At 68.7% G+C, this 22,780-nt stretch carries 23 protein-coding genes and 1 riboswitch; of the genes, 13 read left to right on the top strand and 10 right to left on the bottom strand.

Annotated features, from left to right (window positions below; translation table 11 throughout):
* Positions 1–4 precede the first annotated feature (4 nt).
* Genes ACXN5S_RS01525 through ACXN5S_RS01515 form a run of 3 tightly spaced genes read left to right on the top strand, consistent with a single transcriptional unit; the run spans position 5 to position 2,519 of the window.
* Positions 5–901, top strand: coding sequence for a D-amino acid aminotransferase (locus tag ACXN5S_RS01525; RefSeq protein WP_458603618.1), 897 nt, complete (start codon positions 5–7; stop codon positions 899–901).
* Positions 898–1,596, top strand: coding sequence for a sulfotransferase-like domain-containing protein (locus tag ACXN5S_RS01520; protein ID WP_458603617.1), 699 nt, complete (start codon positions 898–900; stop codon positions 1,594–1,596). The genes ACXN5S_RS01525 and ACXN5S_RS01520 overlap by 4 nt, the downstream gene beginning before the upstream one ends.
* Positions 1,596–2,519, top strand: coding sequence for a hypothetical protein (locus ACXN5S_RS01515; RefSeq protein WP_458603616.1), 924 nt, complete (start codon positions 1,596–1,598; stop codon positions 2,517–2,519). Before ACXN5S_RS01520 ends, ACXN5S_RS01515 begins: the two co-directional genes overlap by 1 nt.
* On the opposite strand, the gene ACXN5S_RS01510 is transcribed toward ACXN5S_RS01515, so the two are convergent.
* The 3 genes from ACXN5S_RS01510 to thiB are packed head-to-tail and all read right to left on the bottom strand — an operon-like array spanning position 2,504 to position 5,671.
* On the bottom strand, positions 2,504–3,205 hold the full coding sequence (locus ACXN5S_RS01510; protein WP_458603615.1) for a thiamine ABC transporter ATP-binding protein: 702 nt from the start codon (positions 3,203–3,205) through the stop codon (positions 2,504–2,506). The genes ACXN5S_RS01515 and ACXN5S_RS01510 overlap by 16 nt on opposite strands.
* Positions 3,195–4,694, bottom strand: a complete 1,500-nt coding sequence (locus ACXN5S_RS01505) for a thiamine/thiamine pyrophosphate ABC transporter permease ThiP (protein ID WP_458604067.1) — start codon at positions 4,692–4,694, stop codon at positions 3,195–3,197. Before ACXN5S_RS01505 ends, ACXN5S_RS01510 begins: the two co-directional genes overlap by 11 nt.
* Entirely contained in the window at positions 4,691–5,671 is a 981-nt protein-coding gene (thiB, locus tag ACXN5S_RS01500; RefSeq protein ID WP_458603614.1) for a thiamine ABC transporter substrate binding subunit, read from the bottom strand. The genes ACXN5S_RS01505 and thiB overlap by 4 nt, the downstream gene beginning before the upstream one ends.
* A gap of 45 nt (positions 5,672–5,716) precedes the next feature.
* Positions 5,717–5,827: riboswitch (TPP riboswitch) on the bottom strand.
* A gap of 419 nt (positions 5,828–6,246) precedes the next feature.
* Here thiB and aroC point away from each other — a divergent pair.
* From aroC to ACXN5S_RS01485, 3 genes are all read left to right on the top strand, one after another.
* Positions 6,247–7,359: a chorismate synthase gene (gene aroC, locus ACXN5S_RS01495; RefSeq protein WP_458603613.1), complete on the top strand. Its 1,113-nt coding sequence runs from the start codon at positions 6,247–6,249 to the stop codon at positions 7,357–7,359.
* Positions 7,360–7,439: 80 nt separating this feature from the next.
* Positions 7,440–8,159 (top strand): AzlC family ABC transporter permease, encoded by a 720-nt coding sequence (locus tag ACXN5S_RS01490; protein ID WP_458603612.1) that lies wholly within the window; start codon positions 7,440–7,442, stop codon positions 8,157–8,159.
* A complete protein-coding gene (locus ACXN5S_RS01485) occupies positions 8,156–8,482 on the top strand; it encodes an AzlD domain-containing protein (protein ID WP_458603611.1) in 327 nt (108 codons plus the stop codon). Before ACXN5S_RS01490 ends, ACXN5S_RS01485 begins: the two co-directional genes overlap by 4 nt.
* Here the strand turns inward: ACXN5S_RS01485 and ACXN5S_RS01480 are convergent.
* The 5 genes from ACXN5S_RS01480 to ACXN5S_RS01460 form a co-directional block, all read right to left on the bottom strand.
* Positions 8,479–9,120 carry a hypothetical protein gene (locus ACXN5S_RS01480; RefSeq protein ID WP_458603610.1) on the bottom strand — a complete coding sequence of 214 codons (642 nt, stop codon included), beginning with the start codon at positions 9,118–9,120 and terminating at the stop codon, positions 8,479–8,481. The genes ACXN5S_RS01485 and ACXN5S_RS01480 overlap by 4 nt on opposite strands.
* An 8-nt stretch (positions 9,121–9,128) precedes the next feature.
* Positions 9,129–9,263 carry an aa3-type cytochrome c oxidase subunit IV gene (locus ACXN5S_RS01475; protein ID WP_458603609.1) on the bottom strand — a complete coding sequence of 45 codons (135 nt, stop codon included), beginning with the start codon at positions 9,261–9,263 and terminating at the stop codon, positions 9,129–9,131.
* Between the two features lie 323 nt (positions 9,264–9,586).
* Positions 9,587–10,609: an MBL fold metallo-hydrolase gene (locus ACXN5S_RS01470; protein WP_458603608.1), complete on the bottom strand. Its 1,023-nt coding sequence runs from the start codon at positions 10,607–10,609 to the stop codon at positions 9,587–9,589.
* Positions 10,606–12,303, bottom strand: a complete 1,698-nt coding sequence (locus ACXN5S_RS01465; protein WP_458603607.1) for an acyl-CoA dehydrogenase — start codon at positions 12,301–12,303, stop codon at positions 10,606–10,608. Before ACXN5S_RS01465 ends, ACXN5S_RS01470 begins: the two co-directional genes overlap by 4 nt.
* 141 nt (positions 12,304–12,444) lie before the next feature.
* Positions 12,445–14,505 (bottom strand): lytic transglycosylase domain-containing protein, encoded by a 2,061-nt coding sequence (locus tag ACXN5S_RS01460; RefSeq protein ID WP_458603606.1) that lies wholly within the window; start codon positions 14,503–14,505, stop codon positions 12,445–12,447.
* A 141-nt stretch (positions 14,506–14,646) separates the two neighbouring features.
* Between ACXN5S_RS01460 and dapA the strand changes: the two genes are divergently transcribed.
* The 7 genes from dapA (at position 14,647) to ACXN5S_RS01425 (ending at position 19,632) form a co-directional block, all read left to right on the top strand.
* Positions 14,647–15,516, top strand: a complete 870-nt coding sequence (gene dapA, locus ACXN5S_RS01455; RefSeq protein WP_458603605.1) for a 4-hydroxy-tetrahydrodipicolinate synthase — start codon at positions 14,647–14,649, stop codon at positions 15,514–15,516.
* A 317-nt stretch (positions 15,517–15,833) separates the two neighbouring features.
* Positions 15,834–16,445, top strand: coding sequence for a ribonuclease D (locus ACXN5S_RS01450; RefSeq protein WP_458603604.1), 612 nt, complete (start codon positions 15,834–15,836; stop codon positions 16,443–16,445).
* Positions 16,446–16,455: 10 nt separating this feature from the next.
* Positions 16,456–17,073, top strand: a complete 618-nt coding sequence (locus ACXN5S_RS01445; protein WP_458603603.1) for a hypothetical protein — start codon at positions 16,456–16,458, stop codon at positions 17,071–17,073.
* Positions 17,070–17,549, top strand: a complete 480-nt coding sequence (locus tag ACXN5S_RS01440) for an LptA/OstA family protein (RefSeq protein WP_458603602.1) — start codon at positions 17,070–17,072, stop codon at positions 17,547–17,549. Before ACXN5S_RS01445 ends, ACXN5S_RS01440 begins: the two co-directional genes overlap by 4 nt.
* Positions 17,549–18,301 carry an LPS export ABC transporter ATP-binding protein gene (gene lptB / locus ACXN5S_RS01435; RefSeq protein ID WP_458603601.1) on the top strand — a complete coding sequence of 251 codons (753 nt, stop codon included), beginning with the start codon at positions 17,549–17,551 and terminating at the stop codon, positions 18,299–18,301. The genes ACXN5S_RS01440 and lptB overlap by 1 nt, the downstream gene beginning before the upstream one ends.
* A gap of 236 nt (positions 18,302–18,537) precedes the next feature.
* Entirely contained in the window at positions 18,538–19,125 is a 588-nt protein-coding gene (hpf, locus tag ACXN5S_RS01430; protein WP_458603600.1) for a ribosome hibernation-promoting factor, HPF/YfiA family, read from the top strand.
* 42 nt (positions 19,126–19,167) lie between these two features.
* Positions 19,168–19,632 (top strand): PTS sugar transporter subunit IIA, encoded by a 465-nt coding sequence (locus tag ACXN5S_RS01425; protein ID WP_458603599.1) that lies wholly within the window; start codon positions 19,168–19,170, stop codon positions 19,630–19,632.
* Positions 19,633–19,660: 28 nt separating this feature from the next.
* On the opposite strand, the gene ACXN5S_RS01420 is transcribed toward ACXN5S_RS01425, so the two are convergent.
* Together ACXN5S_RS01420 and ACXN5S_RS01415 are read right to left on the bottom strand one after the other, a co-directional pair.
* The gene (locus ACXN5S_RS01420) at positions 19,661–21,055 is read right to left on the bottom strand and encodes a nodulation protein NodH (protein ID WP_458603598.1); all 1,395 of its coding nucleotides are present in this window, start codon (positions 21,053–21,055) and stop codon (positions 19,661–19,663) included.
* A gap of 1 nt (position 21,056) precedes the next feature.
* On the bottom strand, positions 21,057–22,766 hold the full coding sequence (locus tag ACXN5S_RS01415; protein ID WP_458603597.1) for a DUF5927 domain-containing protein: 1,710 nt from the start codon (positions 22,764–22,766) through the stop codon (positions 21,057–21,059).
* Between the last annotated feature and the right edge of the window lie 14 nt (positions 22,767–22,780).

Genomic DNA, 22,780 nt, shown 5'->3' with positions numbered 1-22,780 from the left:
CGCCATGGCAGAGGTTTCCACACATATGTCCGAGGAGGATGCCCGCAACGAGCGCATCCTCCTCTGGCTGAACGGCAGGATCGTTCCGAAAGCGGAGGCCTTGGTCTCCGTTTATGATTCCGGCTTCATGCTCGGCGATGGCGTATGGGAGGGGCTGCGGCTGTATCCCGGTGGCTGGTCCTTCCTCGATGAGCACCTGGCGCGGCTGTTCGAGGCGGCCAAGGCGATCGACCTCGATATCGGCATGACGCCCGATCAGGTGGCCGATGCGCTGGAAGAGACGCGGGCCGCCAATGAGATGACCGGCGATGCCCATGCCCGCCTGATGGTGACGCGGGGCGTGAAGCACCGGCCGTTCCAGCACCCGTCGCTGTCCCGCTCCGGCCCCACGGTGGCCATCATCATGGAGCACAGCAAACCCGCCATCGGCCGGCCGATCAGGCTGGCGACGGTGCCGCATATCCGGGGCCTGCCGATGAGCCAGGACCCGAAGCTGAACTCCCATTCCAAGCTCAACTGCATCCTCGCCTGCATCGCCGCCGAGAAGGCGGGGGCGGACGAGGCGCTGATGCTGGATGTGCATGGGTTCGTGAACACCACCAATGCCTGCAATTTCTTCATCGTGCGCAAGGGTGAGGTTTGGACCTCGACGGGCGATTACTGCATGAACGGCATCACGCGGGCGAAGGTCATCCAGCTCTGCCGCGAGACCGGCATCCCGGTCTTCGAGAAGAACTTCAGCCTGGTCGACACTTACGGCGCCGACGAGGCCTTCCTCACCGGCACCTTCGGCGCGCAGACGCCGGTGTCGCAGATCGACGGCAGGGTGATCGGCACCGGGCAGCTCGGGCCGGTGACGGAGCGCATTCGCGGGCTCTACAAGGCGCTGGTGGGCGCGTGAGGCTGGCCATGTGGAGCGGGCCGCGGAACCTCTCGACCGCGATGATGTACAGCTTCGCCGCGCGGGGCGACTGCGCGGTGGTCGACGAGCCGTTCTACGGGGCGTGGCTCAAGACGAGCGGCGCGGATCACCCGATGCGGGGCGAGATCATCGCCGACATGGTGTGCGACGCGCAGGCGGTGGCCGAGGCGCTGGCCGGTCCGATCCCCGGCGGCCGCCCGCATCTCTACCTCAAGGTCATGCCGCACCAGATGCCGCAGGGCTTCCCCCTCGGCTGGGCGGAGGGCTGCGTGAACGCCCATCTCATCCGCCACCCGGCGCGGGTGGTGGCGAGCTACGGCGCCAAGCGCGACCTGCCGGACCTCGAAGAGCTCGGCTACCGGCAGCAGGTGCAGATGTGGCGCCGGCTGCCCGGCCCGGTGATCGACAGCGCCGACATCCGCGCCGATCCGGCGGCGGCGCTGGCCAGGCTTTGCGCCGAGGTGGGCCTGCCGTGGACGGAGGCGATGCTGAGCTGGCCGAAGGGCGGGCGGCCCGAGGATGGCATCTGGGCGCGCCATTGGTACCCGGCCGTGCACGCCTCGAACGGCTTCGCCGGGGCCGAGGGGCCGCTGCCGGAGCTCACGGGCCGCGCTGCGGATTTGGTGGCCGAGGCGCTTCCGTATTATAAGGAGATGAAACGGGAGGCGATCTGATGGCGGCAGCACCCCCACGCGAGATGGACGCAGAGCAACTCGCCCGCATCATGGCGGATTACGAGGCGGAGCGGCGCCGCTATCTGACTTGGCTGGGCGCGCTCTATGCCGGGGCCGCGATCCTGTTCGCCGCCGGGCTGCTGCTGGGCCTCGCTGGCGAGACCTTCTGGGTGATCTTCTTCTTCGCCGTGGCGGCGCTTGTCTATGCTCCCATCGCGCTCAACGCGCGGCTGCGCGACCGGCAGAGCCGGCGCATCCTGCCGGTGCTGGCGGGGGCGGTGGGGCTGACGCATCGCTGGGGGCGGGCGCCGGTGAATGAGCTGCAGGCCAAGGGGCTGGTCTCGAAGAACGCTGCCAGCGTTCGCGACGATGACATCCTGTCGGGCGAGGTCGCCGGGGTGAGCTTCACCGCGTGGGACCTTCGCCTGCGCACCGGCGGCGAGAACAGCAGCACCGTCTTCGACGGGCTGGTCGTGGCCTTCGAGCCGGCGGGCGTGGCGGAGGTTTTCGTGGGCGACCCCTTGGGGCGCATGCCGGACAATGCCCTCCTTCGAAAGATGATCGAGCGCATGGCGGCGCCGCCGGAAGGCTTTGAAGAGGCGGAGCAGTTCGAGCATGAGGGGCGCCCGCTCGCCGCCTATGCGCGCGGCGGGGAGGCACTGGCGTTCGATGCGGCCGCCGCCTTTGCCGCCACGGCGGCGGAGGTGCCGGAGGGGGCGCATCTCTTTCGCGTCTACCAGTCGGGCGGCGGGGCCACGCTGTCGGTGACGATCACCGGCGGGCTGCTAGACGTGGGCCATCTCTTCACCGGCCCGGAGGCGCTGCGCCAAAAGCTCGACCGGGCGCTGGCGCGGATGAGCCTGCCGGTGCGGCTGGCGCTGGCGTGGACCGAGGCTCAGGCGGAGGCTCAGCGCCCGAGATAGGCGGCAAGTCCCGGCGGTGGATCGTCGAGCAGCGCGCCCGTGGGCGCGGGTGGCAGGGCGCGCCCGTCTTCCACCACGATCACCTGATCGGCGATGGCGCGGGCATCCGCCGGGTCATGCGTGACCATCAACAGCGTCTTGCCCGCCGGGCGGAGCGTCGCGGTCACCAGCGCCAGCATCTCGGCCTTGAGGCCGGGGCCGAGCGCGGCGAAGGGCTCGTCCATCAGTACCAGCGGCTTGTCGGCCAAGAGGATGCGGGCAAGCGCGGCGCGGCTGCGCTGGCCGCCGGAGACCTCCGCCGGGCGGCGAGGGCCGAGGTTTTCCAGCCCGACCCGCGACAGGGCGTCGGCCACCTTCGGGGAGGCGGCGTGCTTGAGCGACGGGCCGAGGGCGAGGCCGACGTTCTGGGCGAGGGTCAGGTGGGGGAAGAGGTTGTGCTCCTGAAAGAGCATGGTCACCGGGCGCTGGGCGGGGGCGGCGTCCGTGACGTCCTCCCCCTGCCAGAGGATGCGGCCCGAGGCAGGCGCGAGGAAGCCGGCGATGCCGGAGAGCAGCGTCGACTTGCCGCCGCCGGAGGGGCCCATGACGGAGATGGTCTGGCCCTCGGGGATCGTGAGATCGGCGGAGAGCGTGAAGCCGCCCTGTGTGAGGGTGAGGGCCTGAAGGGCCAATCCGTCAGCGGGCATCGCGGCCTCCCCGGTCGAAGATCCAGAACAGCCCGAAGGCCATGATGACGAGGAGGAGCCCGGCGCCCGCCGCCTCCTCCATCCGGTAGGCGCCCATGGCGCGCGACATGGCGAGCGGCAGCGTCTGCTGCTCCTGGCTCGCGAAGAGGGCGATGACGCCGAGATCGCCCATCGCCATGGCGCCGATCAGGCCGGCGGCGAAGCCGATGGGGCCACGCGCGAGGGGGGCGAGCATGAGGCGCCAGCGGGAGAGGCCGGCGAGGCCCAGCTGGTCGGCGAGGCGGCCGTAGTTCATCTCCGCCTGCTGCAGCGCCGGGCGCAGGATGCGGTAGGCGAAGGGCAGGGCGATGACGGCGTTGACGGCGATGGTGGCGGGTAGGGCCAGCGCCTCCGGCCGGATGAGGCGGAAGAGGATGATGAATATCCCCGTGCCGGTGACGAGCGACGAGGCGGCCAGCGGCAGGGCGGAGGCGACCTCCGCCAGACGCCCGCCGGAGCGCGCCATGAGAAGGGCGAGCGCCATGGAGAGGGCGGTGGCCGAGAGCGCGACGATCAGCGAGCGGAGGGCGGCGCGCCAGATCGTCGGCGGCAGCTCCGCGATACCGGCGAGGCCGGAGGTGACGACGGCGGCGAGCGGCAGGAGGAGGAAGGCGCCGGCGAGGGCGATGACGAGCGCGTCGAGCCAGAGGGGGCCGGGCGGCAGTCGCGGTGGCAGGCCGAGGCCGGGGGCGGCGACGGGGGCGAGCGCGACGCGGCGGGCGAGGGCCAGCGCGATCAGGCAGACGCCGCATTGCGCGGCGGCCATGAGGGCGGCCTTGCCGAGATCGTACTCGAAGCGGAGCGCCTGGTAGATCGCGAGCTCCAGCGTCGTCGCCCGGGGGCCGCCGCCGAGGGTGAGCGCGACGGCGAAGCTCGTCAGGCAAATGAGGAAGATCAGGAGGAACGCCCCGGGCAGGCGGTCCCGCAGCATCGGCCATTCGAGAAAGCGGAAGCGGGGGAGATCCAGCGCTTCGGCCAGCCGCCAGTGCTCCCCCGGGATCGAGGCGAAGCCGGAGAGGAGCATCCGGGTCGCCAGCGGCAGGTTGAAGAAGACATGGGCGAGGATGACGCCATGCGCGCCGTAGATGGAAAGCGGCGGCATGCCGAGCGGGCCGAGGGCCGCGTTGAGCCAGCCGTTGCGGCCGAATATGGCGACGAGGCCGAAGACGGCGACGATCACCGGCAGGATGAACGGCGCGCCGATCAGGCTGATGAAGAGCGACCGGCCGGGGAAACGGCGGCGCATCAGGGCGCGGGCGACGGGCACGGCGAAGAGGCAGGAGAGGAGGGCGGAGAGCCCAGCCTGCCAGAGCGTGAAACGGAACGCCGCCCAGTCGCCGGGGGAGGGCATCCCCGCCCCCCCGGCGCGCAGGGCCACGGCCCCCAGCGGCACCAGCACGAAGGCCAGCACCGCGAGGGACGCGGCCCATCCGGGCAGGCGCGGCCTTATTGCGAGAGCGCCGTGCGCCACGTCTCGATGGCCTCCTCGCGGCGGGCCTGCGCCTCTTCGGGGGAGTAGAGCAGCGCCGTCTCCGGCATCACCAGCCCCTGCCAGCCCTCGCCGAGCCCGCCTTCGGGCAGGACGACCGGGAACATCCAGTTCGTCTCGGGGATCGGGCCCTGGAAGCCGTCGGTCAACATGAAGGCGAGGAAGGCGTCGGCCAGCTCCGGCACGTCGGTGGAGGCGAGTTTGCCGGCCACCTCGACCTGCATGTAGTGCCCCTCCTCGAACGGCCAGGCGACCTTGGTGTCATCGTCCTCGGCGACGAGGTGGTAGGCCTCCGACGTATTGTAGGAGAGCGCCGCATCCGCCTCGCCCTCGGTGAAGAGGCCGTAGGCCTCCGACCAGCCGGGGGTGACGGTGAGGATGTTGTCGCTGAGCGCCTCCCAGATCGCGGGGGCCTCGTCGCCGTAGGCGGCCTCGACCCAGTAGACGAGCCCGAGCCCGGGGGTGGAGGAGCGCGGGTCCTCGATCACCACCTGGATGTCGCTGTCGGCCAGCTCGCGGAACGAGGTGGGCGCCTCGATGGAGGCGTCGCCCATGAAGGCGAAGTAGCCCCAGTCATAGGGCAGGAAGGTGGGGTCGGTCCATTCGATGGGGATGTCGAGGGCCGGGGTTTCGATGCCGTGCGGCGCGAAGAGGCCGGTCGCGGTGGCTTCGGCGGTGAGGTTGGTATCCAGCCCGAGGATGATGTCGGCGTCGGTGCTGCCCCCTTCCAGCCGGAGCCGGGAGAGCAGGGCGGCGCCGTCGCCGAAGGCCTCGAAGCGGACATCGCAGCCGCAGGTGGCCTCGAAGTTTTCCTCGATCACCGGGCCGGGGCCGTAATCGGCGACGAAGCTGTCGTAGGTGTAGATCGTGAGTTCGGGCGTCTGGGCCATGGCTGCGGTGGCAGCGAAGCTCAGCCCCGTGGCGAGAATGGTGCGCATCGTGCGGTCCTCTCATGCGGGGCGGAAAGACGGCATGAGAGCGGTATCGAGCGCTCGTACCTTCCCTCCGCCGGTTCTAACCGGTTCAGGTTCAACGGGTTCGCGGATCTCCGCATCTCAGCCCGGCATCACAGCCGGGTCCCCCGAGGTGAGGCGGAAGATAGGGATCGGGCGGGCGGGCGCAAGGGGGGGTGAGCAGGAAGGGGAGCCGGGTAGGGGGGCCCTTGTCGCTTATGAGCAACCCGTTCCCGCTCCTTCCCCCGCGCGGAATCAAGCCGCAGGCGCCGCGCGAGCGCCGGCCCGTCCCGGCGGGCTGGCGCTCTGGTGACGTTGGCGCGGAGCTCGCCGCGAGGAGGGGCTTTGCGGGCATAAAGCACGATAGCGGAACGGTTGTGGCGCCACCCCACGGGCCGGCGTGCGAGGTTGGCGCTTGGGGCTTGCCGGGGGCTTGGGTTGAGAACTCACCCTACATTGGCGAGCCGATGTTCCCTGCCCGCAGCCGACGCAAGCCCGAGGGGGTTTGCGATAGCCCGCGCATGGCCCTAGAGATGGCCCGCCTGCCAAGGAGCCGCCCCATGAGCCAGAACAGCTACGGCCACCTCTTCCGCGTCACCACCTGGGGCGAGAGCCACGGGAAGGCGCTCGGCGCCGTGGTGGATGGCTGCCCGCCGGGCATCGCCCTGACCGAATCCGACATCCAGCCCTGGCTCGATGCCCGCCGCCCCGGCCAGTCGAAGCATACGACCCAGCGCAAGGAGCCCGACGAGGTGGAAATCCTCTCGGGCACCTACGAGGGGCAGACGACCGGCACGCCGATCTCTCTGATGATCCGCAATACCGATCAAAGGTCGAAGGATTACAGCGACATCGCGAAGCAGTTCCGCCCCGGCCATGCCGACCTGACCTATCACCTGAAATACGGCCTGCGCGATCCGCGCGGCGGCGGGCGCAGCTCTGCCCGCGAGACGGCGGCGCGGGTGGCGGCGGGCGGCGTGGCGCGCGCCGCGCTGGGTGCGCTGGTGCCGGACCTGAAGATCACCGGCTACATGGTGCAGATGGGCGAGAAGGGCATCGACCGGAGCCGGATGGACCTCGCCGAGATCGGCCGCAACGACTTCTGGTGCCCCGATCCGGGCGCGGTGGAGGAATGGGCCGCTTATCTCGACTGGCTGCGCAAAGACGACCACAATTCCGTCGGCGCCGTGATCGAGGTGGTGGCCGAGGGCGTGCCCGCCGGCCTTGGCGCCCCCGTCTATGGCAAACTCGACACCGAGCTGGCGGCGGCGATGATGAGCATCAACGCGGTGAAGGGCGTCGAGATCGGCGCGGGCTTCGGCGCGGCGGCGCTGACGGGCCGCGACAATGCCGACGAGCTGTTCTGGGGCGAGAACGAGGGGCTCTCGTTCAGCTCGAACCACGCCGGCGGCATTCTCGGCGGCATCTCCTCCGGCCAGCCGGTGGTGGTGCGCTTCACGGTGAAGCCGACCTCTTCGATCCTGTCGCCGCGCCAGTCGATCACGGTGGACGGCGAGCCGGTGGAGCTGATCACCAAGGGCCGGCACGACCCCTGCGTCGGCATCCGCGCGGTGCCGGTGGGCGAGGCGATGATGGCGGCGGTGCTGCTCGACCACCTGTTGCTCGACCGGGGCCAGACCGGCGGCGTGCGCGGCCATATCGGCCCGGCGTGAGCCTGCGGCGCCGGGTCTGATTGCACTCGTCGCGATCTGGGTCTACCTGCGAAAGTGACCCCCCGCGAAGGCCAGATGTGATGAGCGAGCCCAGTACCGGATCGATCTTTGGCCGTGGCGTGCGCGACGCTCTGCCCTTCGTCATCGTCGTCGGCCCTTTTGCGTTTCTGTTCGGCGTCGTTTCGGCTGAGGCCGGGCTGAACCTGCTGGAAATCTTCTCCTTTTCCTTCATCGTCGTCGCCGGCGCCTCGCAGCTGGCCGCCCTGTCGGTGCTGCAGGATCACGGCACGGCGCTGATTGCCATCATCACCGGCTTCGCCGTGAACCTGCGCATGGCGATGTATTCCGCCTCGCTCACGCCCTGGCTGGGCGGGCTGCCGCCGCTGAAACGCATGTTTGCCGCCTATCTCATGGTCGACCAGACCTATGCCCTCTCGATGGTGCGCTATGAGCAGAACCCGGGTTGGAGCCTCGGTCAGCGGCTGGGCTACTACCTCGGCACCGCCTCTGTCATCATGCCGGTCTGGTATGTCACCACGATCATTGGGGCGCTGACGGGGCAGAACGTGCCCGACAGCTTCGCGCTCGATTTCGCCATGCCCATCGCCTTCCTGTCGCTGATCGCCCCGGCGCTGCGTACGCCGGCACACATCGCGGCGGCCTTCGTCTCGATCGTGTTCGCGCTGTTGCTGGCGGGGCTGCCCTCGGGCTTCGGGCTGCTCATCTCGGCGGTGCTGGCCATGATGGCGGGCGCGCAGGTCGAGCTTTGGATGGAGCGGCGGAAGGGGGCAGCGGCATGATCTCGCACGGCACGATGTGGATCGTCATCGTCGGCCTCGGCATCGGGACCTTCCTGATCCGCTATTCCTTCCTCGGCCTGATCGGCGAGCGGAAGATGCCGCCCTGGGTGCTGCGGCACCTGCGCTACACGCCCGTCGCCGTGATCCCCGGCCTCGTCGCGCCGCTGGTGATCTGGCCGAGCGCAACGGATGGCCAGCTCGACCCCCCGCGGCTGGTGGCCGCGCTGGTGGCGCTGGTGGCCGGTTACCTGGGCAAGTCGGCTGTCTGGGCGATGGTGGCGGGGGCGGTGGCGCTGTACGCCGGGCTCTGGCTGCAGGGCTAGCGGTCGGCGGCGCGCTCTTCCGCCTCGGCCGCGGCGGCGACGGGATCGTATCGTTCCAGCTCGAGGAAGCGGTCGTCCTCATCCTCTTCGTGGAAGTACGAGGTTACGACACCGGGGATCTTGGTGAACTGGGCTTCGAGGTTTTCGGGGTAGAGCGTCTTGCGGATGCTCCCGAGGCCGGGAAGCTGCTGCAGGATGCCCGCCGTGGCGCGCGCGCAGCCGGCCTTCGGCACCGGGCCGGCGGCGAGGGCGAGCTGGAGCGCCTGCTCGGCGATGGCGTCGGAGACGATGAGATCCTGGCGGACGAGGTAATACGTCACCCGGGCGTGGAACTTCATATAGAGCATCTCGACGGCGGGCGTGATGCCGAAGAACACGTCGTTTCGCTCGGGGATCGTCTCGTGCTCGAACGTTCCGGCGGGGTCGAAGATGATGCGCTGGCTGGCGTTGATCATCAGGCCCGTATGCGCGCCGCGGTCATCGGCCGTGCTGCGCACCGTGAAGAGCGTGAGCTGCGGTGGGCCAGGGTGGCGATAGGTGACACGCTGGACGAACTCGTCCGGCGCCCAGACAGCTTCGCCCGCACCACAGCCGGCCGCGGCCAGAGGCAGGCCGATCAGGAAGGTGCGGCGCTGCATCGGCTGGGTTACGCGCCGATGAGGGCGAGGAAGATCAGGGCGATGATGATGACGATGGCCGACCGGCTGACCAGCTTCATGAAGCCGTCGAAGGTGGCCTCCTGCGCAGTGGTATCCATTTCGCCATGCTTGTGTTCGGCCATGTCCGTCGCTCCTGAACGCGTTCCTCGGCTGATCTAGCCGATCCGTCCGGCGGTGTCAGCCCCTGAGGTGGGCGGTTGAAGAGACGTGGTGTCGCGAAGGTGGATGGGGCGCAGCGTCATACCGCTGCCGCTGCTCTCCCCGCCCGGAATCAACCCGTAGGCGCTCTGGCTGTCGTATGCGCTGAGCTGGCCACGAGGAGGGGCGTTGCGGTCATAAAGCGCTGTAGCGGAGAGAGAGCGGCGACACCCCACGGGCAGGCGACCGCCCGGCTACCGGAGCATTTGTGGAGAGCGAGATCGGAGCCGACCTTCGCGCTGCGACCTCACAACGCCTGCCAGTGCCACACGCCATCGACCTCCTCCCGGCTCACGTCGCCGCGCAGCCATAGGTGGTTGAGATGGGCGAGCGTTTCACCGAGGGCCAGCGTGTAGCTGTCGCGCCCGATCTCGCGCGCGAAAAGCACCGGAAAGCACTCATGCCCCACCCTCGGCTCGGCGAGGAATTCCATCAGCCGGGCCAGGGCGCCCACGTGGTTGTCGGCGAGCTGGCGCATGCGGAAGGGCAGGCCCCGATAGGGCAGGCGGTGCCCGGGCAGGACGAGCTGCTCGGGCGTGGCGAACACGGCGAGGCGCTCGCAGCTCTCGAACCACTCCGCCAGCGGGTCGGCATCCGGCTCGAACTGGTGGACGGAGATGTTGGGCGAGATGCGCGGCAAAAGCTGGTCGGCGCCGATCACCAGCGGCTCATCCTCGGCCCAGAAGGTTGCCTGCTCGGGCGCGTGGCCGCCGCCCATGCGCACCCGCCAGTCGCGCCCGGCGAGGCGGATCACCTCGCCCTCCTGCAGCCGCCGGTAGCCGGCCGGAAGGGGGGCGACGATATCGGCAAAGTTGAAGGGCCGCTGCCCCTCGCGCGCGGCCAGCTCGGCCGCGTCCATCCCGGCGCGGCGCCAGAAGGCCATGGCCTCGGGCGTGGGCGCCTCTTCGACATCCAGCACCAGCATCCGGGCGAGCATCCAGCCGGTGCGCGGCATCCAGAGTTCGGCACCGCGCTCGATCATCCAGCCGGCAAGTCCGACGTGATCGGGGTGGTGATGGGTGACGATGACGCGGGCCACGGGCTTGCCCGCCATCGGCCCGTCCAGCAGCGCCTCCAGCGCGGCGCGTCCCTTGGCCCAGTTGAGACCCGTGTCGATCAGCGTCCAGCTGTCGCCCTCATCGGCGATGTAGAGATTGACGTGGTCGAGCTTCATGGGCAGCGGCAGGCGTGCCCAATAGAGCCGGTCGGCCACCTCCCACATCTCGCCGATGCCGGGCGCAGTCTCGAACGGATGGGTCAGCTCGGTCACGCCAGCAGCTCGTCTGCCGTGGGCAGGCCGCCGGTGCCGGCCTCGCGCACATGGGCGAGCAGGCCCGCATGCTCCGGCAGCATCCGGCGCAGGTAGAACCCCGCGAGCGACACCCGCTCCGGCCCGCCATGGCGCGCGGCGCACAAATGCGCCTGCCCGCCGAGCACCAGCGCGAAGGCCCGCAGGAACGGCACGGCCACGCCACCGCGCGCATGCGGCTCCATCGCCAGAAGGTACTCCGTCGCCTCGCGGAGCGATTCTGCGGCCTGCCAGAGCGCATCTGCCATCTCGGGCATCTCGCTCTTAGAAGCGACGGCCTCGGCGATCACCGTATCGATCAGCGCGAAGGCGGCCTCGCCGCCGTCGGCGAGCTTGCGCCCGACCAGATCGAGCGCCTGGATGCCGTTTGTGCCCTCGTAGATCGCCGTCACCCGCACGTCGCGGGCGAACTGGGCGGCGCCGGTTTCCTCGATGAAGCCCATGCCGCCATGCACCTGGATGCCCATCTGCGCGACCTCGCAGCCGGTATCGGTGCCGAAGGCCTTGGCGATGGGCGTGAGCAGCGCGGCGCGGGCGGCCCAGCCGGGCTCGCCGGTGGCCTTGGCCATGTCGAGCGCGCCGGCGCACATCAGTGCGATGGCGCGGGCGGCGTAGGTTTGCGCGCGCATGGTAGAGAGCATGCGGCGCACGTCGGTATGCTCGATGATGGTGCCCCGCCCGCCGGCGCGGCCCTGCTTGCGGTCGGTCGCATAGGCGAGCGCGGCCTGCGTGGCAGCCTCGGCGACGCCGATGCCCTGCGTTCCCACGCCGAGGCGGGCGTTGTTCATCATGGTGAACATCGCCGCCATGCCGCCATGCTCGGCGCCGACGAGCCAGCCGGTGGCGCCCTCGTAGCTCATCACCGCGGTGGGGGAGCCATGCAGGCCGAGTTTGTGCTCGAGCGACACGACGCGGAAGCTGTTGGCCTCGCCGGGGGTGCCGTCCTCGTTGGGGATCAGCTTCGGCACCATGAAAAGCGAGATGCCCTTGGTGCCCGCCGGGCCGTCCGGCAGGCGGGCGAGGACGAGATGGCAGACATTCTCGGTGAAGTCGTTGTCGCCCCAGGTGATGTAGATCTTCTGGCCGGTGATGGCATAGGTGCCGTCGCCCTTGGGCTCGGCCTTCGTCGTCAGCGCGCCGACGTCAGAGCCGGCCTGCGGCTCTGTCAGGTTCATGGTGCCCATCCACTCGCCGGAGGTGAGCTTGGGCAGGTACAGCGCCTTCAGCTCGTCCGAGGCGTGGTGCTCCAGCGCCTCGATCTGGCCCTGGCTCATCAGCGGGGCGAGTTGCAGGGCAAGGCAGGCGCCGGAGAACATGTCGTTGACGGCGGTGGTGAGGGTGAGGGGCAGGCCCATGCCGCCCGAGCTTTCCTCGGCCGAGATGCCGATCCAGCCGCCCTCGGCGATGGCGCGGAAGCCCTCAGCAAAGCCGGGCGGTGTGCGCACGATGCTGTTCTCGAGCCTGGCGGGGTGCAGGTCGCCGGGGCGCTGAAGCGGGGCGAGGACATCCGAGGCGAGCCGGGCCGCCTCGGTCAGGATCGCCTCTGCCGTGTCGCCGCCAGCTTCAGAGAAGCGGGGCGTGGCGGTGATGGCATCGTACTGCGTCAGCGATCGCAGCAGGAGGCGGAAATCGTCGAGCGTTGGCACATAGGGCATGGAAAACCTCACTTGTGCCGGAGGCTAGCGACCCCCCGCCGCCACGCAAACGCAAACGCCGCGTCACGGGATCGCAGGTGCCCCGGCGCCTGCGGGCTTGATTCCGTCCGGGGGAGTAGCGGAGAGGCGGGCCAAGACCCCTTAGGGACGGGCCAGCGGCCGTACCGTGCTGACGGGCGCCAGCTCCGTCGCCCGGGCCTCGATGGCGCGCACGCGCAGCGCTTCGAGTTCGGCCATCGTCGGGCGCGAGCGGGGCCGGACGAACGGCTTCTCGCCCCGCAGCAGCGCGAGAAAGTGCAGCGGGCCCGAGGGCGCTTCGCCCAGGCGAGCTTGGTAGACGGGCAGGGATTCGGCGACGCGCTGCACGTAGTTGCGCGTCTCGGTGAAGGGGATGTGCTCGATCCAGTCGATCACGTCGACATTCGCCTCGGGGTCGCGCGGGTCGCCGCGCGCCTCCATCCACTGGTGGGGGCGCGAGGGGCCGGCATTGTAGCCGGCGGCGATCATCACGGGGGATTCGCCGAACTCCTCCTGCAGGCCGGCGAGGTAGGTCGAGCCGAGCGTGGCGTTATAGCGCCAGTCACTGGTGAGGCGGTCGTAATCGTAGTCGAGGCCCTGGTTCACCGCGACTTCGCGGGCGGTGCCGGGCATGAGCTGCATCAGCCCTTGCGCCCCGACCGGGCTGCCGACGTACTGGTTGAACTCCGATTCGCGCCGCGCGATCGACAGCGCCAGCTCGGGCGCCACCGGAAGATCCATCCCGGTGAGCGGATGGATGGGGAAATAGGCCTCGGGGATCTGGATGCCCCGGTCGGCGGCCTGTTTGCCGAGTATGGTGAGAAGGTACGGCCGGGCATCCTCGATCAGCAGGTCGGCGAGCTGGCGTAGGCCCGTCTCATCGAGATCGGCGCCGAGGCGCAGCGTGAAGAGGGCGCTCGTCACCCAGTCCTCGCCCGGCAGCAGCAGTTCCAGCGCGCGGCCAACCTCGGTTTGCAGGAAGGCGGCGCCGCGCCAGTCGGGCAGGCCGGTGCCGGCCAGTTCGGGCGACAGGCTGCCGCCCAGTGCCTCGGTCGCCAGCAGGCCATAGAAGGCGGTCTGGTGCACTGCGGCGGCCTGGAATTCGACGGTCGCGCCGGGGCCATCGCCCTGCAATTGCAGCGCCCGGCCGCGCCAGTAATGGCCCCGCGACAGCGAGATCGGCCCGTCGACTGCGGCGAGGAAGCTGCGGAAATGCCCATCGGCCAGAGCGGGATCGCCCAGATCGGTCAGCGCGATGAAACCGGCCAGCCACTCCAGATCGGCATAGAGCGTCCCGTCCGCCTCCATCCGGTGATTGGCGGCGAGATCGTAGGCCTCGCGGGCGCGGCCCTCACGCATCAGCCAGCGGGCCAGGCTCGCGCGCCAGCTCGCCCAGCGGAAGGGCTCGCCCAGCGAGGCGGCGCTGCCGGACTGGGCGCTCATGATCGCGATGGCTTGCGTGTAGTCGCCGCTATCGGCGGCGCGGTTCATGCGGTCGACGGCAAGGCCGGGGTGGCTGGCGAGCTGCGCGGGCACGGCCGCGACCTTCTCGGCCGCGTCGCCCTCGCCCCGGATCAGCGCGATGCGGGCCTCGGCGAGCAGGCGCTCGTTTTCGCTCAGGAAGGGCAGCAGCCGTTCGGCCTCTCGCGTACGCCAGCGCCAGAGCATCGCATCTACGCGGGCGGGGTGGAGCGGGGCGAGCTCGGCGCCGAAGGCCTCTAGCATCGCGGCCTCGCCCTCTTCATCCAGGCCCAGCCCGACCCAGCCGTCGACAAGGGCAGCCTGCGCCTCTTCCCCGCGGCCAAGGTCGATCAGCGCCTGCGCGAGCTTGGCGGCGCCCTGGCCTGTCTGCGGTTTGTCACTGGCGAAATAGGCGGCGATGGCTTCGGGCGCGGTGTTCTCGCCGATGAGCTTCTCGCCCTCGGCCCGCAGCCTGTCGAGCCCCGGCCAATCGGGGTGATCGGCGACGAAACTGGCATATTCGGGGAAGGTGGCGGTGCCCTCGCGCAGGCGCATCCAGGTGATCAGCGCCTCGGCCACAGGGCCATCGGGCTCTGCCAGCGCGGCGGCGACATCCCATTGCTCGGCCTCGATGGCGGGAACGGCCGATTGAAAGGCGTCCTGCGCCGGCGCGAGGCCAGGCAGAAGGCAAAGCAAGGCTGGCAAGGTCAGACCGCGCAACATGTACCGCTCGTTTTTTTGAGAGCGTACCGCAGGGGCAGCGGGGCGCAAAGTCACGAACTTGTCGGGTCGCGGAAAGCCGCGTAGGGTCCGCCCGATTTTCAGGGGGGCCAGAGAGCCCCGAACAAAAAAGGTGTGCGTTCCATGATCAAAGGGTCCCTTCCTGCCCTGGTGACGCCGTTCAAGAACGGCGAACTCGATCTGGATGCGCTGAAACGGCTCGTCGACTGGCATATCGCCGAGGGCAGCAATGGCCTTGTGCCCGTGGGCACCACCGGCGAGAGCCCGACGCTGACGCATGACGAGCACGATCTGGTCGTGAAGAAGGTGGTGGAGCATGTCGCCGGGCGCATCCCGGTGATAGCCGGCGCCGGCAGCAACAACACGGCCGAGACGGTGCGGCTGGTGAAGGCGGCCAAGGCCAACGGCGCCGATGCGGCGCTCGTGGTGACGCCCTATTACAACAAGCCCACCCAGGCGGGGCTGATCGCGCATTTCACCGCCGCCGCCGATTGCGGGCTGCCGATCTACATCTACAACATCCCGCCGCGCTCGGTAGTCGACATGACACCGGCCACCATGGCCGAGCTGGCGAAGCACGAGATGATTGTGGGCGTGAAGGATGCCACTGCCGATCTGTCGCGCGTGCCGCGGCAACGGCGGCTTTGCGGGCCGGATTTCATACAGCTCAGCGGGGAGGACCCGACGGCCATCGGCTTTAACGCCCAGGGCGGCGTGGGCTGCATCTCGGTGACCGCCAACGTGGCACCGCGGCTGTGCGCCGAGCTGCAGGCGCTGACGCTGAAGGGCGATTTCGCCGGGGCGCTGGCGATTCAGGACAAGCTGCAGCCGCTGCACGAGGCGATCTTCGCCGAGCCGGGGCTGGCGGGGGCCAAATACGGGCTGTCGCTGCTGGGGATGTGCAGCGAAGAGGTGCGCTCGCCGCTGCTGCCGCCGTCGGCGCCGGTGAAGACGGCGATCGAAGAGGCGATGCGGGGGGCGGGACTGCTCTAGGCAAAGCTGTCTAGCGCTTTGTTCGCCCTTGCCGCTCAACACCCCGCCCGGAATCAAGCCGCAGGCGCCGGGCGAGCGCCTGCCCGTCCCGGCGGGCTGGCGCTCTGGCTGTCGTATGCGCCTCGCTCTCCACTTTGAGGGATGCGGCCGGCATAAAGCACCCTAGCATGACCGCACCGGCGCCACCCCACGGGCGGGCGCTCGCCCCGCGCTCGAACGTCGCAAGGGGATGAGAGAGGCAAGCCCTCCATCCCGCCCGGTGGACAGCCCCCCTCGCCGCGCTTACATGGCGGGCACCGTTCAAGCGCGAGGATCTCATGGCCAATCATCTCTATCAGGGCGACCTGCCGGACGGGCTCGATCTCGGCCCGGTCGTGGCGATCGATTGCGAGACGATGGGCCTAAACCCGCATCGTGACCGGCTCTGCCTGATCCAGATGTCGGGCGGCGACGGCGAGTGCCACCTGATCCAGGTCGCCCCCGGCCAGACCTCGGCCCCCAACCTCGCCCGCATGCTCGAAGACCCGAACGTGCTGAAGCTCTTCCACTTCGGCCGGTTCGACATCGCCGCGATGTACAACGCCTTCGGCGCTCTCGCCGCGCCCGTCTATTGCACGAAGATCGCCAGCAAGCTGGTGCGCACCTTCACCGACCGTCACGGGCTGAAAATCCTGCTGCAGGACATGCTCGACGTCGACATTTCCAAGCATCAGCAGCAAAGCGACTGGGGCGCCGAGAAGCTGACCTCTGCCCAGCTCGATTACGCCGCCTCCGACGTGCTCTACCTGCACCGCCTGAGGGACAAGCTCAATGCGATGCTCGCCCGCGAGGGGCGCACCGATCTGGCGCAGGCGGCGTTCGATTTCCTGCCCACGCGGGCGAAGCTCGATCTCGCCGGCTGGCCGGAGATCGACATCTTCGCGCATTAGGGCCGCCGGCATGGCCCGCCGCGACAGACGGCCCGCGGCGGACAATCTCTATTCCGTCTTCGTCTCGTGGTCGAAAGTGCTGCTGCCGCTAATCGCGCTGGGCCTGCTGTCGACGCTCTTCCTCTTCACCCGCCGCGAGCCGGCGGGCGAGGTGCCTTTTGCCGAGGTCGAGGCCATCGCCCGCGAGCAGCGCCTCGCGAGCCCCTCCTATGCCGGCGTCGCCCGCGACGGCTCGGCCATCGCCATCGCGGCAGAGGAAATCCGCCCGGACGGCGAGGAACGCTTCCTCATCGTGCGCCCGAAGGGCCAGCTCGACGCGGCCGATGGCACGGGCCTGTCGATCACTGCGGAGGGCGGCTTGCTCGATGTTCCCGCCCAGCAGGCAGAACTGACCGGATTGGCCCGGCTGATCACCACCAATGGCTACGCGATGGAGACGGACGGTGTGCGCGCCGACCTCGCCTCGGGCCGGGTGGAATCGCTCGGGCCGTTGGCCGTGCGTGCCCCCTTCGGCGAGCTCGAGGCGGCGCATTTCTCCTATGGCGGCGCGGATGCCGGCAAGTTGGTTTTCTCAGGCGGCGTGCGGCTGGTATACCGCCCCTCGGAATACGGAGAGACAGAGCCATGAACAGCCTGCGCCTTGCCTACATTCTCGCGATGCTCGCCCTGCCCGCGAGCGCCCAGTCGAGTTTCGATCTCGGCCAGATCGACGTCGACCCCAATGCCGATGTCGAGGTGACGGCCGACTCGCTGCAAATCAGCCAGGAAGATGGCTCGGCCGTTTTCAGCGGCAATGTCGTCGTCGGCCAGGGCGAGATGCGTATCTCGGCCGGGCAGGTGCGGGTGATCTATGACGATGCCAGCGGCGACATCACGCAGCTGATGCTCTCGGATGGCGTCACCTTCGCTACCCCCACCGAAGCGGCCGAAGCCGACAACGCCGAGTACGACCTTGGCACCCAGCTTCTCACGCTCACCGGCGACGTGCTGTTGCAGCAGGGCCGAAGCGCCATAGGCGCCGAGAGCGCGGTGATCGACCTCGCCGCCGGCACCGCCCGGATGGAGGGGCGCGTGCGCACCGTGCTTAGCCAGGGCAACGAGTGATGGCAGACCTCGCCGTCACCGAAGGCGAGGCCGGGCTGCGGGTCATCTCCTTGCGCAAAAGCTATCGGCGGCGCCCGGTGATCCGTGATGTCTCGCTGGAGCTGCGGCGGGGCGAGGTGGCGGCGCTGTTGGGGCCGAACGGTTCTGGCAAGACGACCTGCTTTTACGCCATCGCCGGGCTGGTGCTGCCGGAGGGCGGGCAGGTGATCCTCGACGGGCGCGATGTCTCTGCCCTGCCGATGTACCGGCGCGCCAAGCTCGGCATCGGCTATCTGCCGCAGGAGATGAGCATTTTCCGCGGCATGAGCGTTGAGAACAACATCCTCGCCATTCTGGAAATCAGCGAATCCGACCCGCATGCCCGGCGCGAGCGGCTGGAAGAGCTGCTGACGGAATTCTCCATCTCGCACCTGCGCCGCACCCCCGCGCTCGCGCTTTCCGGGGGCGAACGGCGGCGAGCCGAGATCGCGCGGTGCCTAGCCGCGAACCCCTCGTACGTGCTGCTCGACGAACCCTTCGCCGGGGTCGACCCGATCGCCGTGGGCGAGATTCGCGAGCTGGTCTCGCAGCTCAAGACGCGCGGCCTTGGCGTGCTGATCACCGATCACAACGTGCGGGAGACGCTGGAAATCGTCGACCGCGCCTACATCTTGCATGATGGCCGTGTCCTGATGAGCGGCACGGCAGAGGAGGTTGTGCGCGATGAGAACGTGCGGCGGGTTTACCTTGGGCAAACCTTCCGGGTCAGTTGAGCCTCAGCCGGCACGGCTGGCGCTTGACAACACGGCTCTCAATACGCGCACAATGCAGGTTGATGACGCTCCCGAACCATCATGTCTGGCAGGGTTTGCGGCGCCCGACTCGGCGCAGCGGGCCAGACGGGCCGGGCGTCCTCATCCACCCACCAAACGGGCCGGACGAAGTGCCGACGCGCCTTGCGGCGCGGCGGGCGGGCATGGCCGGCCCGGGTGAACGGTAAGGAGTTAAGATGCGCTACCAGATCAGCGGCAAGCAAATTGACATCGGCGAATCCCTGCAGACGCATGTCTCGACCCAGCTGGACGAGACCTTCGCGAAATATCCGGGCCGACCGACCGATGCGAATATTGTGTTCTCGAAATCGGGCCACGAATTCAAATGCGAGACCGTGGTGCATCTGTCCACCGGCCTGAACATTTCTGCAAAGGGCGCAGCTCCCGAGATTTACGCGGCGTTCGATGCCGCCGGCGAAAAGATGGACAAGCAGCTCAGGCGCTACAAACGCAGGCTGAAAGACCATCACAAAGAGCGGGTCGAGCCTGTTGAACTTATGATGGCAGGCTCTTATATCCTCGCGCCATCAGAAGATGACGAAGACGGAGCGACAGAGACAGACGCAGATGGCTGGGCGCCGGTGATCGTCGCCGAAATGGAGACGAACATTCCGTCGCTGTCGGTAGGCGAAGCTGTCATGCAAATGGAGCTTGCCGATGTCAGCGTTCTGGTCTTTCGCAACGAGAAGCACGGGCAGATCAACGTCGTACACAAGCGCGACGACGGCAATATCGGCTGGATCGACCCTCAAGTCACGAGCTGAGGCCGCAGGCAGCGCCCGGCCCTAGGCAATTTGGACGGTGGAATGGATCTGAGTCAGATTCTCAAACCCGAGGCCGTGCGCGTTGTCAGCGCCGTCTCGAGCAAGAAGCGGTTGTTTCATGATCTCGGCGAAACCGCGCATGCCTGTCACGGGCTGCCGGCCGGCGATGTCACCGAAGCTCTGCTTGAGCGTGAGGGGCTGGGGCCAACGGGCTTTGGCAATGGCGTGGCCCTGCCCCATGCAAGGCTCGAGCAGCTCGACCACGTGGTCGGGCTGTTCATGCGGCTGGAGAAGCCGCTGGAGTTCGACGCGGTCGACCGGCAGCCGGTCGATCTGGTCTTCGCCCTGGTCGCGCCTGACGCGCCGGGCGTTGACCACCTGAAGGCGCTCGCCCTCGTCTCGCGTACGCTGCGCGACGCCGGCACCTGTGCCAAACTCCGGGCCAATACTGACCCGGCCACGCTTTATGCGATCCTGACCGAGACGCACGCCCACCAGGCCGCCTGAGGGCTGGTGGGCGCCCCTTCTGGGGGCTTCAAAGGTCGCCGAACCCCAACAATTCGTAATCACGCGCATAGGCCGCCCGGGCGGCTTGTTGCAGCTCGTCATCGAGCACGGCCATCAGGCGGGCGCGATGCGGGTCAAGCTCTGCCAGCGGCGGGGCGGGGCGGCCGAGGCGCTGGGCCAGGCGCGGCAGCTCTTCGGGCAGCTCGTCTTCGCGCAGCACCAGATCGGGCATGGCCCAGGTGGCGAAGCCCTGCAGCGTGGTGGCCTGGCTGGCCCAGGCCGGGTCGATCCGCTGCGCCGTCTGGCCGTTGATGTTCGAGCGGACGAAGCGCAGGAACTGCAGGAAGTTGGCGCGGTGCGCAGCTTCATCGGCCGGATCGGCCTCGGCATCGAGGCCGAACTGGACTTTGAGGACCCGGCGCAGATCGTCATAAGCCGCCGGCCCGCCCGGCGCGATGCGCTCGCAATAGGCGGCATGGGCGCGGGCGAGCGGATGGCGCAGCACGGTGAAGCTGCGGTGACCCTTGTGGGCGGCGAGCCAAGCTTTCAGCTCCTTGCCCTTGAAGCCGCGCTGCGGCGGCGCGCCGTCGAGATCGCGCAGCCATTTGCGCACCGCGGGCACCGGCGTGCCGGCGATGGGCAAGTAGATGAGCGACGAGTCCGCCGCCGCCAGCCAGCTCGGCACCGCCGGGCCGCGCCGCGGCTCGAAATTGGGCGTACGGGACAGATCGAACCGGTCGTAGCCGGCCAGCGCCGCCTCCATCTCGTCGAAATTCTCCACCCGTTCGGCCAGCGGCTCGGGGTTCTGCTTCTTCAGCGTGGTGTCGAAGCTCTCCAGCCGCGCCTCCAGCCCGAGGAAGGCGGCGAGGCCGTTGATCGTGCCAAGGTCGAACAGATCCTCGTAGTCGAGGTAGAAGGCCGTCTGCCCACTCACCTGCAGCGCCTTCAGGATCTCCTGCTGAAAGCCCTGCACGCGCGCGATGTGCTCTTCGAACTTCTCCGCATCGAACACCGCCTTGGCGCGGTGCTGGGCCGATTTGGCATCCGTCACCTTCCAGTAGCCCGTGGCATCGGCGATGCGGCGAGAGATGAAGCAATCCAGCGGGTTGCGGGTGAGCACCACCTTGGCGATGCGCGGATCGTCCAGCACCGGGCGCAGCACACGCTGGTCGTGGTTGTGGAAATAGCGAAAGCCGTTCAGCCCCGGCGCGGCGCGAATGGCCTCGACCAGGCGCATCGGGTCGGCGTCGCGCTGATCCTGGGTGATCCCGAGGATCTCTTTGCCCTTCAGCGAGCCGAGGATGTAGGTGTTGAACGCCTCGCCATGGCAATGCAGCCCCGGCAGCGCGTTGAGATTGGCCTCGAGAAAGTTCGAGCCGGTGCGCATTTCGGCGAAGACGACGAAGGCATCGAAGCGGCTCATCCTAGCGCACCAGATAGGGCTTGCGGGTGGGGCGGCGCTTGCCCAGCGCGCTGGGGTCGACCGGGTAGTCGCCCATCAGATGCGGGTGCATGCCCTCGTTCTTCAGCTGCTGCAGGAAGCGGCCGAAGCCGGTGAGATCGACCATCTTCGGCATCTCCGTCAGGTGCCGGTCGGCCGATTCCAGCTCCATCGGCGAGACCATGGCAGCGGCGTGCTGCAGCGCCTCCGTCGGGGCCTCGACGAATTCCGCCATCGTCCAGACGCGGATGCGCGCCTTGGCATAGGGCGAGCGGAGGGCGGCGATATGATCGGCCTCGAGCTTTTGCAGGCGCGCGGCCTCGGCCCGGATGTCGGCGAAATCGCCGCCGGCTTTGAAGAGCTTCACCGCCCAGGCACCGGAGATGACGGCGACGTTGGCGTTCTGATCCTTGGCGATCACCCAGGACATCGCCTGGTTGTCCGCTGGCCCGAACGAGAAGCACTGCCGCTCGCCCCGCGCCGCCCAGATGAGGTTCGTTAGGAACATGCGGGGGTTGTAGTCGCGCAGCTTGGGCGCGGCAGAGAGGGCGCCCGCCACATGGGTGCCGCCACCGTCGAACTCCGCCCCGTCTTGGGCGAAGAGATGGCCATGCACCTTGCCGCCGGACAGGCGGCCGAGCCAGGGCGCGAAATCCTCGAAGAGCTCGGCGAAGCCCTCGAAGACGCAATAGCGTGCGCTGGTGATCCCATGCTCCCAATTCTCGTTGGGAAAGCGCGACTGCATGTAAAGGCCGGGACGCCCGCGCGTCCGGCGTTCGACAGCCTTGGCGAACACACGGTCGATCTTGCCGGGGTTAGGCTCGGCATCCTTCTTGGGCAGGGCGGTGCCGAGGAAGGTATCGTAGAGCAGGTCGGCATGCGGCCAGATCTTGCGGGCTACGAAGCAATCCGAGCGGCGCAGAAGCTCCAGATGGTCATCGTAAAAGATGTGCGGCTTGCCCTGAAAATCGAACTTGCTCAGCGTCAGCGAGCGGCTTTCGACCTGCGTGGAGTAAAGCCGCACCAGCGTTTGAAAATAGCTCTCGTCCGGTATCCAGACCCGGCGGAAGTAGCGGTCGTGCACCGGGCGCATCGGGTCTGTCAGGATGGCGGTCAGGCTGCGGCGGCTGAGGCACCACCACTGGCTGCCCATATGCGGCACCAGCCCCGCCGGGATGCGGCGGCGAAAGCCGATGCGGCGCTGGAAATTCACGTAGCGGTCGAACAGCTTGCGATGCCGCTTCCACGAGAACGGGAAGCGCAGGGTAAAGCGCTCTTCGCTGAGGCCCCCCACCGTCCACGGCACATCCGCCGTGGTGGCGCTTTCGATGAAATCCGTCTCGGGCCGGGCGGCGAGATAGGCCTTCAGCTCTTCCACCGGCCGCAGCGGCAGGCAGGAGCCGGAGGCGAGGTAGACATGCCCGACGTCGCGGTGCTTGAGCAGCATCTGCTCCGCCGCGCCCTGGGTTGCCGCGACCATGCCCCAGGTGCCCCATTCGCAGCGGTGCCGCGGGGCGAAGCTGACCATGCCGCCGAGATCGGCCAGGGCACTGGCGAAGCGGGTGTATTCTTCCTGCGCGGTGCTGCGATCGACATGCACCACGACGGGGCAATCGGCATCGACCCAGCGGCGGATCACCTCTTCGGCGCGGTGCAACGCCGTGTGCACCAGCATGATGACGCCCAGCCTCATGCGGCGCCCGCCCC

The sequence above is a fragment of the Pseudoroseicyclus sp. H15 genome, assembly GCF_054353345.1.
Note: the sequence above shows the minus strand (reverse complement) of the source record. Positions and strands in the feature narration are given on the sequence as shown.

Bases quoted from the DNA above. Each gene is read 5' to 3' on its own strand.
- ACXN5S_RS01490 (WP_458603612.1), top strand. From the start codon at position 7,440: ATGAGCGAGCCCAGTACCGGATCGATCTTTGGCCGTGGCGTGCGCGAC.
- thiB (WP_458603614.1), bottom strand. From the start codon at position 5,671: ATGCGCACCATTCTCGCCACGGGGCTGAGCTTCGCTGCCACCGCAGCC.
- dapA (WP_458603605.1), top strand. From the start codon at position 14,647: ATGATCAAAGGGTCCCTTCCTGCCCTGGTGACGCCGTTCAAGAACGGC.
- hpf (WP_458603600.1), top strand. From the start codon at position 18,538: ATGCGCTACCAGATCAGCGGCAAGCAAATTGACATCGGCGAATCCCTG.
- ACXN5S_RS01445 (WP_458603603.1), top strand. From the start codon at position 16,456: ATGGCCCGCCGCGACAGACGGCCCGCGGCGGACAATCTCTATTCCGTC.
- ACXN5S_RS01515 (WP_458603616.1), top strand. From the start codon at position 1,596: ATGGCGGCAGCACCCCCACGCGAGATGGACGCAGAGCAACTCGCCCGC.
- ACXN5S_RS01460 (WP_458603606.1), bottom strand. From the start codon at position 14,505: ATGTTGCGCGGTCTGACCTTGCCAGCCTTGCTTTGCCTTCTGCCTGGC.
- ACXN5S_RS01485 (WP_458603611.1), top strand. From the start codon at position 8,156: ATGATCTCGCACGGCACGATGTGGATCGTCATCGTCGGCCTCGGCATC.
- ACXN5S_RS01415 (WP_458603597.1), bottom strand. From the start codon at position 22,766: ATGAGGCTGGGCGTCATCATGCTGGTGCACACGGCGTTGCACCGCGCC.
- ACXN5S_RS01440 (WP_458603602.1), top strand. From the start codon at position 17,070: ATGAACAGCCTGCGCCTTGCCTACATTCTCGCGATGCTCGCCCTGCCC.
- ACXN5S_RS01510 (WP_458603615.1), bottom strand. From the start codon at position 3,205: ATGCCCGCTGACGGATTGGCCCTTCAGGCCCTCACCCTCACACAGGGC.
- ACXN5S_RS01425 (WP_458603599.1), top strand. From the start codon at position 19,168: ATGGATCTGAGTCAGATTCTCAAACCCGAGGCCGTGCGCGTTGTCAGC.
- lptB (WP_458603601.1), top strand. From the start codon at position 17,549: ATGGCAGACCTCGCCGTCACCGAAGGCGAGGCCGGGCTGCGGGTCATC.
- ACXN5S_RS01420 (WP_458603598.1), bottom strand. From the start codon at position 21,055: ATGAGCCGCTTCGATGCCTTCGTCGTCTTCGCCGAAATGCGCACCGGC.
- ACXN5S_RS01480 (WP_458603610.1), bottom strand. From the start codon at position 9,120: ATGCAGCGCCGCACCTTCCTGATCGGCCTGCCTCTGGCCGCGGCCGGC.
- aroC (WP_458603613.1), top strand. From the start codon at position 6,247: ATGAGCCAGAACAGCTACGGCCACCTCTTCCGCGTCACCACCTGGGGC.
- ACXN5S_RS01525 (WP_458603618.1), top strand. From the start codon at position 5: ATGGCAGAGGTTTCCACACATATGTCCGAGGAGGATGCCCGCAACGAG.
- ACXN5S_RS01450 (WP_458603604.1), top strand. From the start codon at position 15,834: ATGGCCAATCATCTCTATCAGGGCGACCTGCCGGACGGGCTCGATCTC.
- ACXN5S_RS01465 (WP_458603607.1), bottom strand. From the start codon at position 12,303: ATGCCCTATGTGCCAACGCTCGACGATTTCCGCCTCCTGCTGCGATCG.
- ACXN5S_RS01475 (WP_458603609.1), bottom strand. From the start codon at position 9,263: ATGGCCGAACACAAGCATGGCGAAATGGATACCACTGCGCAGGAGGCC.